This is a genomic window from Bacillus sp. FSL K6-0923, assembly GCF_038630825.1.
Lineage (GTDB): Bacteria > Bacillota > Bacilli > Bacillales > Bacillaceae > Bacillus > Bacillus pumilus.
In genome coordinates this window covers 1,080,485-1,092,642 of record NZ_CP152044.1, presented here as the reverse complement: position 1 = coordinate 1,092,642, position 12,158 = coordinate 1,080,485, and the positions used below count along the sequence as shown (strand labels likewise).

The window sequence follows — 12,158 nt, the reverse complement described above, 5'->3', positions numbered from 1 at the left end:
TTTTTTGTTTATCCATTTAAAATGGTTCCGCCATTTACATGCAGAATTTGTCCATTTATATAAGAGGAGTCTTCGCTCGCTAAAAATAAATAGCTCGGCGCAAGCTCTACTGGCTCACCTGGCCGCTCCATTGGAACATCCCCGCCAAATTCGGAGACTTCCTTTTCCGTAAAGGTTGATGGAATGAGTGGTGTCCAAATGGGCCCTGGGGCTACCCCATTTACTCTGATTCCCTGTTTAATAAGCGATAAAGATAATGATCTCGTAAATGTCACGACTGCCCCTTTTGTAGCTGAATAGTCGATCAAGGTTTCATGCCCTTTATAGGCTGTGACAGATGCGGTATTTATGATACTGCTTCCTTTCTTTAAGTGAGGAAGTACCGCTTTTGTTAAATAAAACATGGCAAAAATATTCGTTTGAAATGTTCGAAGAAGCTGATGCGAGGTAATCTGTTCAATGCTTTTTTGCGGATGCTGTTCCCCGGCATTGTTCACCAAAATATCAATGGAACCGAAAGCATCCTTCGTTTTTTTGACGACCTCATTTGAAAACGCCTCATCTCCTAAATCACCTGCAATTAAAATAGCGCGGCCTCCCGCCTTTTCAATATAGTCCTTCGTTTCCTCTGCATCGCGGTGCTCACTTAAGTAAACAATCGCGACATTGGCGCCTTCCTTCGCAAATAAGACCGAGACTGCTCTTCCAATCCCGCTGTCCCCACCTGTCACTATGGCTGTTTTCCCTGCTAATTTTTTATTCGGCACCTCTCGATCAAAAACAGGTCTTGGATTCATTTTATATTCAAGACCTGGACGCTCACTTTGATGCTGAGGCGGCAATGTTTTCTTCGGCTGCTTTGTTGACACGTCTGTCCACTCCTTCCTTTTATCTTGTTTATTTTTATGTGTTGGCTATTTTTTTATGTATGTCGAACTAGTTTCCTTTCGAATGTATGTTTTTCTTCATCGAGGAAAAATTATACACAACAAGTGACTAACTGGAGGCGACAATATGGAACAAGAACATAAGGGGTTGGAACAGGCAAAATCGTTATGGATTGCGGATAGTCAAAAGCATTCTTTTCCTGCAGTACATGAGGATCTCACAGCAGATGTCATCATTGTCGGCGGCGGTATTACCGGTATCGCTACCGCGTTTGAAATGACAGAACGCGGGCTGGATGTCATCATCATTGATGCTGATCAACTGCTGCAAGGTACGACCGGACATACGACAGCTAAGATTACCTCACAGCACGATGTATACTACCATGAGCTGATCCAGCAAATTGGAATGCCCAAAGCCCGTTTGTATGTAGAAGCAAATGAGAAAGCAAAAGAGCTAATTCAAGCACGCGTTCAAAAGTACGACATTGATTGTCAGCTAGAAGTCAAGGATGCATACCTCTATACAAAGGAAGAAAACGGTGTCAAAAAATTAAAAAAGGAATTAGATGCCTACAAACAGCTTGGGATTGATCGGGAATGGAAAACAGCGCTTCCTTTTGATACTGACATCAAGGCTGCCCTAGCAATGACGCAGCAGGCACAGTTCCATCCCCTTCATTATCTCAATGCGCTCATTGACCAGCTCCTAGAGCGAGGTGTACGTATTTATGAACAGACAACTGCTGTTGACGTGAACGAAGGAAACCGCCCTGCTGTCGTCACCAAAAACGGCCATCATCTGACAGGCCGCTATATCATTTCCTGTTCGCACTTTCCTTTTTATGATGGGAAAGGACTTTATTTCACGCGCATTCACCCAGAGCAATCTTATGTGGTAGCAGCCAAAACAACGAAGCCGCTCCCAGATGGAATGTACTTAGGAATCGACCAGCCTGCTCATTCTTTAAGAACGGCAGAATGGGAGGGTGAGGAAGTAGTGCTCATCGGAGGAGAAGGTCATAAAACTGGACAAGGCGGAGATGAATCTGCTCACTATGAAGGATTAGAAAGTTTTGGAGACGCCACCCTTGGAATTGAAGAGGTGCTGTATCGCTGGTCGACACACGATATGGTGACAATGGATCAAATCCCTTACATCGGCCGCCTGACCAAACACCATCAAAATATCTTTGTTGCGACCGGTTTTAGAAAATGGGGCATGACAACAAGCCATGTCGCAGCTACTCTTATCGGTGATTTGATTGAAGAAAAATCGAATCCATACGAATCCATTTTTACGCCATCAAGACCTGTTTCTGATTCTTTCGTCAAAGATTTCGTTAAAGAAAACAGCAATGTCGCAGCCAAGCTGATCAGTGGTAAATTAAAACGAACCGATCAAACCATTGATGATTTAAAGCCAGGTGAAGGCGGTATTGTCTCTTATGAACATAAAAAATGCGGTGCCTTTAAATCAGAGGACGGGAACATTTTTCTTGTCGATACAACGTGTACTCACCTAGGCTGTGAAGTCGCTTGGAATAATAGCGACCGCACGTGGGATTGCCCGTGTCACGGCTCTCGTTTTTCTATTACTGGAGAAGTAGTAGAAGGCCCAGCAAAGAAACCACTAAAAAGGTCATATAAAGAACAGTAAAATTTTACTGATTCCCTTTAAAAAATCCAATATTATCCGATAGATAATATAAAGTCTGATAATTTGTGATGATTATAGGGGGACAAAAACATTGTTATTTAAAAAAGAGAAGAAAAGAAAAAACACTGCTTTTTTCACACAGCAGGACGATGGAATAAAACGTATCAACTTTTCTGACAATACGGATATCGCAAAACAAATCAAGATGATAGATCTGACGCAGCATGACCTATTGATTCTAAAACAGCTCAATCCAATTGTTCAGGACGATATCGCACATATCGTTGATAAATTTTATAAAAATTTAGAAGTTGAGTCTTCCTTGATGCATATCATTCAGGATAATAGTTCTGTCGAGCGTCTGAAAAAAACACTCCGCATTCATATTAGTGAAATGTTTGCAGGTGTGGTTGATGAAGCCTATGTGGCAAAACGAATTAAAATTGCGCAAGTTCATTTACGGATTGGCCTTCAGCCTAAGTGGTATATGGCAGCATTCCAGGATCTTCTGCTATCGATTATGGATTTATTTGCTCAGCATATCCAAGATTTCAAAGAATATCAGACAGCAGTGAAAGCGACGACGAAAATTTTAAATTTAGAACAGCAGCTTGTCCTTGATACGTTCCAAAATGAATATTCTAAAATTCGTGATGAAGCAGAACAGCAGCAGCAGGAGCTCCATACAAAGATCACAGAAACATCAAATTCACTTGCTTCTCTCTTCTCTAACACAACAAATGCAGTGGACAAGCTTGTATCAAAATCTGATGAGATGGCAGACATGTCACAAGCTGGAACGCAAATTTCAGCACAGGTTGAGGAAAAATCGATCGGCGGTAAAAAAGAATTAGAAATTCAACAAACACAAATGAACCAAATTGATGGCAGCATGACAAAGATTGAAACAGAAATTAAGCGTTTAGAAGAAATCGCAAAACAGATTGAACAAATCTTTGGGATTGTCACAGGCATTGCAGAGCAGACGAACTTGTTATCTTTAAATGCTTCCATCGAATCTGCACGAGCAGGCGAACACGGAAAAGGCTTTGCTGTCGTCGCAAACGAGGTTCGTAAATTATCAGAGGACACAAAGAAAACGGTGTCAACCGTATCTGAACTTGTCAACAATACCAATTCACAAATCTCCATTGTGTCTCAGCACATTGGGGACGTGAATTTACTCGTGACAGATAGTAAAGAAAAAATGACTCAAATCAATTCGCTCTTCGATGATATCGTCAGCAGCATGAACTTAAGCAAAAATCAAAATGGAAAAATTGAAATAGACCTTCAAACCTTCCTAAACGAACTGAAGGAAGTCAAACAAACGGTGTCTCAAGTTGCCAGCTCAGTCGAATCCTTAACAAGTCTCACAAATCGCTAATCCAGTCTTTTTTCTTCTGCTTTAGTATAATAGAAGAAAAGATAGAAAAGGCGGGATTTGATTGACAACAATTTGCCTAGTCAGACACGGGGAAACAGATTGGAATGCAGCGAAACGAATTCAAGGACGAACAGATATCCCTTTAAATGATACTGGTAAATGGCAGGCTGAACAAACGGGCCTTTATTTAAAAGATGCCCATTGGGATGTTGTCATTTCCAGTCCACTTACAAGGGCAAAAGAAACAGCACATTTGATTTTAAAACATGTAGATGCGCCTCTTGTCATCATGGATGATTTCATTGAACGTGATTATGGCGATGCTGAAGGCATGTCATTTGAGGAGCGCCAAAAGCTGTTTCCAAATAAACAGTATCCAAATATGGAGCCGCTTGAGACAATTCAAGATCGAATGGTAGAAGGCATTGAGAAAGTCAGAGCAGCCTATCCGAATCAACAAGTCCTGATCGTGGCACACGGCGCTGCCATCCATGCTTTACTCACCACCTTAGCGGATGAACATCTTGGTCTTGAGAACACGAGACTCGTCAATGCTTGCTTAAATTATGTGGAATGGAAAGATGGTAAATGGAAGGTGCTTGATTACAATGTGGTCAGCCATTTAACTCAATCCTCTCCTACTTAAAGAACCTGTTATGTAAACAGGTTCTTTTTAAATGACAAAAACAATGATAAAATAATATTTTTTTATATCGAAATTCGAAATAGATGCTAGACGTTTCTACCTATTTTAAGGCTTTTCGTGTATCGAATATTTCTCCAGAAATGGATCATAAGAAAAAAAGCACACTTCCTTTTTAATAGATAACCGCTGAAATAGTAGAATAAACATATTTTACCATCATTTCCAAGTGACTTAATTCCCCAATTTTCGCTAGGACTTTCACAAAAATTCAGGTCTACTCTTATTTGCCTACTTCCATTAAACTGAATATACAGAATAGTCAAACGGATCATTCTTATAGACTACGGATGATTATTCTGAAATAAAAAAAAGGGATGTGGATTGTGCGTGAAAAAGAAAAATGTGATGACAAGTGTTTTATTGGCTGTCCCTCTTTTGTTTTCAGCAGGGTTTGGAGGCTCCATGGCAAATGCCGAAACGGTCTCAAAGTCAGATAGTGAAAAGAGCTATATTGTTGGCTTTAAAGCCTCTGCCACTACAAACAGCTCTAAGAAACAAGCCGTCACTCAAAATGGTGGAAAACTAGAAAAGCAATATCGTCTCATTAATGCCGCACAAGTAAAGATGTCCGAACAAGCCGCAAAAAAACTTGAACATGACCCTAGCATTGCTTACGTAGAAGAAGACCACAAAGCAGAAGCATATGCACAAACCGTCCCTTATGGAATCCCTCAAATCAAAGCTCCCGCTGTACACGCTCAAGGTTATAAAGGTGCTAATGTCAAAGTAGCTGTCCTTGATACGGGCATCCACGCTGCACACCCTGACTTAAATGTTGCAGGCGGTGCCAGCTTCGTCCCTTCAGAACCAAATGCCACCCAAGACTTTCAATCACATGGAACTCACGTAGCCGGAACGATCGCTGCCCTTGATAACACAATTGGTGTTCTTGGAGTCGCTCCAAGTGCTTCCCTATATGCTGTTAAAGTATTAGACCGCTATGGCGACGGACAATATAGCTGGATCATTAGCGGTATTGAATGGGCAGTAGCCAATAATATGGATGTCATCAACATGAGCTTAGGCGGACCAAACGGTTCAACAGCGCTTAAAAATGCCGTTGATACAGCGAATAATCGCGGAGTCGTTGTTGTAGCGGCTGCAGGTAACTCAGGTTCCACTGGTTCTACAAGTACAGTTGGCTATCCAGCAAAATATGATTCTACCATTGCCGTTGCCAATGTAAACAGCAGCAATGTCAGAAATACGTCTTCCAGCGCAGGTCCTGAATTAGATGTTTCTGCACCTGGTACTTCTATTTTAAGTACTGTACCAAGCAGTGGATACACTTCCTATACTGGAACGTCTATGGCGTCTCCTCATGTAGCAGGAGCAGCAGCGCTTATCCTTTCTAAGTACCCGAACCTATCAACTTCTCAGGTTCGTCAGCGCTTAGAAAACACAGCAACACCGCTTGGTAACTCCTTCTATTACGGAAAAGGGTTAATCAACGTTCAAGCGGCTTCTAACTAAAAAAGAATAAATAAAATCCGGCTGATGCAGCCGGATTTTATTTATTGCTTCCTCGATGTTTCCTCTTTTTCCGCTGCTTTTTCCATCTCCATAATTCTCTCCATCATCGTTGGGTGCCCGTAGCGGAAGACCTTCACTAAAAGTGGTGGATTCACCTGAGACAGTCCTGATTTTGCAAGCTTTTGAAAAGACGTCACCCCTGCCTCTCCGTCTTTAGTCAGGTTTATCGCATACTCATCTGCTGCACGTTCTTGATGTCTTGAAACTGCATTTGTAAAAGGTGATGCTGCAAATGACAGCATCGATACAATCATGAGAAGAAGCGGAAGAGCGGCGATATCGCGCGGCTCCCTCAGCCGAAATAGAACTGCTCCTTTGCGATAGAAATAAAAATAGAGACGGTCGATTGCAAAAAATCCCGCAAACGACAGTACTAAATATCCTGCTAATCCTATATAGACATGCTTCATGACGTAATGTCCCATTTCATGCGCCATGATAAATAAAATTTCGCGATCTTTCAGCTTTTGCAGTGTCGTATCCCATAACACAATACGCTTATTTTCACCAATCCCTGTGACATAAGCATTCATCGTGTTCGTTTTCTCAGACATATTGACCTCATATACATGATCTGCCGGGATATGAGCTTTGTCTGCAAGCGTTAAGATCTTGTTCTCAAGAGCTTGATCCTTTAGTGGATAAAAACTGTTATATAACGGATCAATGACGACTGGCTGTATAAAGAAGAGAAATAGTGTGAATGGGACTGTCAGACACCAAGCATACAGCCACCAGCGCTTTCTTCTTTTTTGAATAAGCCAAAAGAATATAATTGCACATAGGGCAAGAAGCGGATATTGAATCCAGAAATCTAGAATTTGATCTTTCAACCAGCTTGCCGTACTTTGAGCAGATACTCCGTAGTGCAAAGACAGCTGATAGCCGATCCACTTAATGGGAAGCGCAATCAGCATTGTCAACAGCGACAATACAAACACATATACAAGTTTGCTTAAAAATGTAAAACGAGCTGCTGCCAGACTCCAGTCTGCTAATTTTCGTGAAAACCCTGAAATGAGCAGAAGAAAAAAGACATACCAATCTAATGGAATTGTCATGAAAAACAGCAAGTTACGTATGTTCGAGAAATTCTCGCTGATGACAAGCTCATGGCTTGTCATAAAGGTATGCGGATCTGCACTTGTTCCTTTTACACTGTCAGGAACCGATGCATCCCCAAATAGAAACAAATAAGAATAAATAAAAAGACCGTACAATATGTATGCTACCGTTGCAAGAGCTACCCACTTACGTCCTCGCACAGGTCAGCCTCCTTTCCATCCCTTTCTCTATTCTAAGCATCCATTCTTTTGTTTAGAACCTGTCTCATGTGGCTCCATCATAGCATGCCCTATCTGAAAAAGCTTTCACGAAAAAAATGATTATGCTATTCAAAAATCGGAGATGCTACATATAAAATAGTGAGTTGGAGGATCGAAATGAAGAAAATCCTTGCAGGAGTTGTGATCTTTGGACTTTTACTTATTACCTTCTTTTATGTATTCAGCCGGACGAGCGACATCTTTGATGAGAATCGAGCAGAAAAATTGCTCCTTTCATCTGAAAACGAGTCCATTTCTTATGAAATAGATGATAAGGACACAGCAGAAGATTTAATAGAAGAATTAAACAAAGGCAAACAAACAAGCAATCATCTCAAAAAAAATTTAAAGAAACCAGATTATATCGCCAAGGTGATGTACGGCCGAACAAACGGCACCACCTTTCAGCTTTGGACAAACCGTTCGCAGGTTGTTTTTTTAGTAGATGGGACTTATTATGAGCTGAATCAAAAACAGTCTCATTCTTTTCAGAAACAGTTAAAAGAAGCCATTCAAAAGAGCTGAAATTTTATCTCTTTGTCTTCTGAACAGTGTTATAGAACCTGTACACACTAAGGGAGTCTCTTCATAAGAGAGACTCCCTTTTCTTATTTACTTTCCTCTGCTTGATACTTTTCCTTTAGTGCTCTTCTTAAAATTTTACCTGTTGTGTTCTTTGGAATATCATCTATGAAATGGATCGTTTGGGGCTGCTTATATTTCGCTAAAAAGCGTGAACAATGTGTGATGATGTCTTCTTGATCGATGTGAGCATGTTTCTTAGGGGAAATGTAACAGACGACAGCCTCTCCGGTGTTCGGATCCGGCACACCGATGACAACGGCTTCTGCTACAGCTTCATGTTGATAAAGCACTTCTTCTACTTCTCTTGGATACACATTATAACCGCCAACGAGAATCATATCCTTTTTCCGATCGACAATATAAATGTATCCTTCTTCATCTCTTCTTGCTAAATCACCGGTGTACAGCCACCCGTCTCTAAGTGCAGCTTCAGTATCTTCTGGCATTTGATAATAGCCTTTCATAATGTTGGGTCCTTTTGCTATGAGCTCTCCGACTTCATTTGGACCGACTTCTTCTCCTAGTTCATTCACAATCTTATTCTTCACATTCATAATGTCGGTCCCGACTGAACCAGGTTTTCTCTTTCCATCAAGAGGGTTGAATGCAGTGACTGGGGAAGCTTCTGATAATCCGTAACCCTCCAGCACCGTGACACCAAATTTTTTCTCAAAACCGTGAAGTAAAGCAACAGGCATTGAGGCACCGCCTGATATACAAATTCTCACAGAGGACATCGCTTTTTCATGCCCTTCCTGGCGGTATAAATAGTTATACATAGTCGGAACACCAACAAATAACGTGGGCTTCTCTTTTTCCATCATTCGCAAAAGCTCTGATGGGCTGAAATGCGGCAGGACATAGATGGTCGCGCCATGAATCAGTGGCGCATTCATACAAACCGTTAAACAAAATACGTGGAACATCGGCAATGCGGCAATCACCTTGTCCTTTGCATCAATGGATAGGTACTCAGCAACGTCTCTAGCATTTGAATACAGGTTGAAATGAGTCAGCATCGCACCCTTTGGTTTTCCTGTCGTGCCAGATGTAAATAAAATAACTGCCGTATCATCCTGATGAATAGAAGGATGCACGCTCTCTTTCGCATGGCCAGACACAAGCTTTCCAAAGAAGACAAGTTGATCTGATACTTCCTTAAAACTTGATCTGCACGCAGATTCATTTTCTGCACAAATAATCACCCGTTCAATAGACGGAAGCTGTTCGTACACCTGCTCGTACACTGGCAGTAGCTGTTCAGGGGCAACAATGCCTTTTACATCACCTGTAATCAGCATATAGCCAATTTCACTAGGCGTGTATGTTGGATTGATTGGTACTACGACAAGCCCTGCCTTTAAAGCACCAAAAAAAGAAATGACAAAATGCGGTGAATTTCCTAAAATAAGCGCGATATGATCCCCGGCTTGAAACCCTTCGCTCACTAAACCATCTGCAAAGCGCTCGATACTTGTCATGAGCTCTCGGTAGGTCCACTGATTTCCTTCAAAGATCAGTGCGATATCTTCTCCTTTCGTCATCGCCGTCTGCTCTAGATTTTTGATCAAATCCATTCTCCCACCCCTTACATGTCATCAATGAATGAATAACCATTCATTTTATGGCCAAACATTCCTCCTTTCTATTATAATAGACAATTGAAAAAATCCACAAGATCAAATGTAAATCGCTTTCATTTCTTTCAATCAAAAAAGCACCGCTATCTCTAGCCGTGCTTGTCCCTCTTAATAAATCAAATCAAGAAAATCCTCTTTTGATACGTTGCCGAAGTAGTGGCGCATGTCCATATCCTCTAATACGTCGCTGATCGTTTTGCGATCATACTGCTGCCCTATGAGTCTTTTTTCAATATCAGCAATATCCCCTACACCAAAGAAATCACCAAAGATCTTGCAGTCCTGAATCATTCCTTTTTTCACTTCTAATCGAAGGTCAATGGAGCCTGCTGAGAATCTCTTAGAATGCTGCAAATTAAATTTCGGCGAACGGCCGTAGTTCCATTCCCATTTTTGATATCGATCACGAGAAATCTCGTGAATCTTTTCCCAATCCTTCTCAGTCAACTGATATTGAGGAACATCCCCATTCGTGTCGAAAATGTAGCTTAACAGAATTTTTCTAAATTCTTCTGTTGTCATCTTTTGATCCATTAGTTCACTAATATTGGCAACCCTGCTTCTAATGGATTTAATGCCTTTTGATTCAATCTTTTCTTTTTTCACATTTAAAGCCGAAACAACATGTTCAATTTCTGAATCAAATAGGAGCGTGCCATGGCTGAAAATGCGCCCTCTTGTAGCAAACTGAGCATTTCCAGAAATTTTCCGACCATCTGCCATGATGTCATTTCTGCCACTTAATTCAGCTTTGACGCCTAGCTTTTCAAGCGCCTGAATGACTGGCTCCGTAAACTTTTTAAAATTATGGAAGCTGTCCCCATCGTCTTTTGTGATAAAGCTGAAGTTTAAGTTTCCTTTGTCATGGTAAACTGCGCCACCACCGGACAGGCGACGGACAACTTTGATGCCGTTGTCTTCGACATACTTTGTGTTGATTTCTTCTATTGTATTTTGGTTCTTTCCAATGATAATCGACGGCTGGTTAATATAGAACAGCAAGTACGTTTCTTCTGGGTCTAAATATTTTAAGCAATATTCTTCAATTGCCAAATTAATCATTGGATCATAATGTTGTTCGTTATCGATAAACAGCATCTCTCTATCTTCCTTCCTTGTTCCATCTAAGCCCTGAATGGGCAAGCTGTATATTGCCAGTATATAACGCATGTGCTTCATTGACTAGGTCTTTATGACGACCAAAATGGGGCAGGTGGGTGATGATCAGTTCCCCAACATTTGCTTCCATTGCAAGCTTGCCCACCTCTGTGCTATTCATATGTCCTGCACCCGATCCGTCCTGTCCAGCGTAGAAGTTGCTTTCAGCAATCAGTAGATCTGCATCCTTGCTAAATGGGACAAATGCCTCCTGATAACTTGAATCTGCTGTATACACCACCACAGCATCCTCTTTCTGAATTCTCATCGCATAGCATTCTACCGGATGAACCGTTTTCAAAAAATCAATTTGAAATGGACCAATTTGAATACCCTCTTCTGGCTGATAAGCTTTTGCCTTAGTATGTACGTCATCCGCAAGCCGCCCAAATGCTTCTTGATTACCTGTATGTCCATAGATCGGAAGCGGACCGCTGCTTTTTCCTAAATGATATCCCACTAGCTTCGCATATTGGAGTGGTCCGATATCTGCAATATGATCGTGGTGATAATGAGAAAGGAGAACAGCATCAAGTTCTTCTATATCTATGTATTGCTGCAGTTTGGAAAGAACACCGCTCCCGCAGTCTACAAGTAGACGAAAGCCATCTGATTCAAAAAGATACCCCGACGTCGCTTCACCAGCGGCCGGAAACCCTCCATAGCATCCAATGACAGTTAACTTCATCGTCATTTTTCCCTCCTTTTCTAAAAATCCCCTTCTTACAATATACCCATTTTTCATGAAAAAAGCACTCTTCTTGCCTATTGTTACAAAACAGATTGACAATTAATAATCTGTTATAATACAATAATAGCAACAAAACGTATTGGAGGATGACAAATGCTAGGAAAAATCACAGAGTTTTTTAGAAATTTGCCCTCAAAAAAATGCACAAAATGTGGAAATGATTTAATGGAACAACACGAGTGTTACGGTAATGAATGTGAGGAATGCTCACAAGTAAGTTATCTTAAATAAGGTAAAAAATTGAATTAAAAAGCACTTTTTTCCTCCGTCATCAGTTGGAGTCAAAAGTGCTTTTTATTTTTTCTGAAAAATAGGTAAAAAGGTAAAACCCTTGTTCTAAAAGGGTTTTTTAGTATTTTCATCTGATGTGTTTTAGTTCCGAAGGCACTTTTTATTGACTTGAATCAATAATGGAGGTTCTAAATGTTCATTTTTTCAAACAATTTTGTATTTTCTTAATATAATTTAATCGTGGACGAAACTCTTTAATTTTAGTTATACTTTAATTCATATATTAAAACTTAAT

Annotated in this window: 11 protein-coding genes; 6 read left to right on the top strand and 5 right to left on the bottom strand. The window is 40.8% G+C overall.

The annotated features are described in order from the left end of the window. Positions 1–8: 8 nt before the first annotated feature. Positions 9–869 carry an SDR family oxidoreductase gene (locus MHI16_RS05430; protein WP_058014373.1) on the bottom strand — a complete coding sequence of 287 codons (861 nt, stop codon included), beginning with the start codon at positions 867–869 and terminating at the stop codon, positions 9–11. A gap of 145 nt (positions 870–1,014) precedes the next feature. Here MHI16_RS05430 and MHI16_RS05425 point away from each other — a divergent pair, with 145 nt between their 5' ends. The 4 genes from MHI16_RS05425 to MHI16_RS05410 all read left to right on the top strand — a co-directional run bounded on the left by MHI16_RS05425 (position 1,015) and on the right by MHI16_RS05410 (position 6,113). Then, entirely contained in the window at positions 1,015–2,547 is a 1,533-nt protein-coding gene (locus MHI16_RS05425) for an FAD-dependent oxidoreductase (RefSeq protein WP_058014374.1), read from the top strand. A 91-nt stretch (positions 2,548–2,638) separates the two neighbouring features. After that, positions 2,639–3,934: a globin-coupled sensor protein gene (locus tag MHI16_RS05420; protein ID WP_058014375.1), complete on the top strand. Its 1,296-nt coding sequence runs from the start codon at positions 2,639–2,641 to the stop codon at positions 3,932–3,934. A gap of 61 nt (positions 3,935–3,995) precedes the next feature. After that, positions 3,996–4,580, top strand: coding sequence for a histidine phosphatase family protein (locus MHI16_RS05415; RefSeq protein ID WP_058014376.1), 585 nt, complete (start codon positions 3,996–3,998; stop codon positions 4,578–4,580). A gap of 387 nt (positions 4,581–4,967) precedes the next feature. After that, positions 4,968–6,113, top strand: a complete 1,146-nt coding sequence (locus MHI16_RS05410) for a S8 family peptidase (protein ID WP_058014377.1) — start codon at positions 4,968–4,970, stop codon at positions 6,111–6,113. Positions 6,114–6,154: 41 nt separating this feature from the next. Here the strand turns inward: MHI16_RS05410 and MHI16_RS05405 are convergent, their stop codons facing one another. Further along, a complete protein-coding gene (locus MHI16_RS05405; RefSeq protein ID WP_058014378.1) occupies positions 6,155–7,438 on the bottom strand; it encodes a M48 family metallopeptidase in 1,284 nt (427 codons plus the stop codon). A gap of 177 nt (positions 7,439–7,615) precedes the next feature. On the opposite strand from MHI16_RS05405, the gene MHI16_RS05400 reads away from it, so the two are divergent. Further along, positions 7,616–8,023: a hypothetical protein gene (locus MHI16_RS05400; RefSeq protein ID WP_058014379.1), complete on the top strand. Its 408-nt coding sequence runs from the start codon at positions 7,616–7,618 to the stop codon at positions 8,021–8,023. Positions 8,024–8,106: 83 nt separating this feature from the next. Here the strand turns inward: MHI16_RS05400 and MHI16_RS05395 are convergent, their stop codons facing one another. The 3 genes from MHI16_RS05395 to MHI16_RS05385 form a co-directional block, all read right to left on the bottom strand. After that, positions 8,107–9,660, bottom strand: coding sequence for a fatty acid--CoA ligase family protein (locus tag MHI16_RS05395; RefSeq protein WP_058014380.1), 1,554 nt, complete (start codon positions 9,658–9,660; stop codon positions 8,107–8,109). Positions 9,661–9,831: 171 nt separating this feature from the next. Next, positions 9,832–10,821 (bottom strand): lipoate--protein ligase, encoded by a 990-nt coding sequence (locus tag MHI16_RS05390; protein WP_044140700.1) that lies wholly within the window; start codon positions 10,819–10,821, stop codon positions 9,832–9,834. 4 nt (positions 10,822–10,825) lie between these two features. Then, complete coding sequence (locus tag MHI16_RS05385; protein ID WP_268467357.1) at positions 10,826–11,569, bottom strand: MBL fold metallo-hydrolase; 744 nt, start codon at positions 11,567–11,569, stop codon at positions 10,826–10,828. A gap of 156 nt (positions 11,570–11,725) precedes the next feature. Between MHI16_RS05385 and yhfH the strand changes: the two genes are divergently transcribed. After that, positions 11,726–11,863 carry a protein YhfH gene (yhfH, locus tag MHI16_RS05380; RefSeq protein ID WP_008359029.1) on the top strand — a complete coding sequence of 46 codons (138 nt, stop codon included), beginning with the start codon at positions 11,726–11,728 and terminating at the stop codon, positions 11,861–11,863. Positions 11,864–12,158: the final 295 nt, after the last annotated feature.

Coding starts and splice junctions, on each gene's coding strand:
- MHI16_RS05425 (WP_058014374.1), top strand. CDS start 1,015: ATGGAACAAGAACATAAGGGGTTGGAACAGGCAAAATCGTTATGGATT.
- MHI16_RS05400 (WP_058014379.1), top strand. CDS start 7,616: ATGAAGAAAATCCTTGCAGGAGTTGTGATCTTTGGACTTTTACTTATT.
- MHI16_RS05395 (WP_058014380.1), bottom strand. CDS start 9,660: ATGGATTTGATCAAAAATCTAGAGCAGACGGCGATGACGAAAGGAGAA.
- MHI16_RS05390 (WP_044140700.1), bottom strand. CDS start 10,821: ATGCTGTTTATCGATAACGAACAACATTATGATCCAATGATTAATTTG.
- MHI16_RS05385 (WP_268467357.1), bottom strand. CDS start 11,569: ATGAAGTTAACTGTCATTGGATGCTATGGAGGGTTTCCGGCCGCTGGT.
- yhfH (WP_008359029.1), top strand. CDS start 11,726: ATGCTAGGAAAAATCACAGAGTTTTTTAGAAATTTGCCCTCAAAAAAA.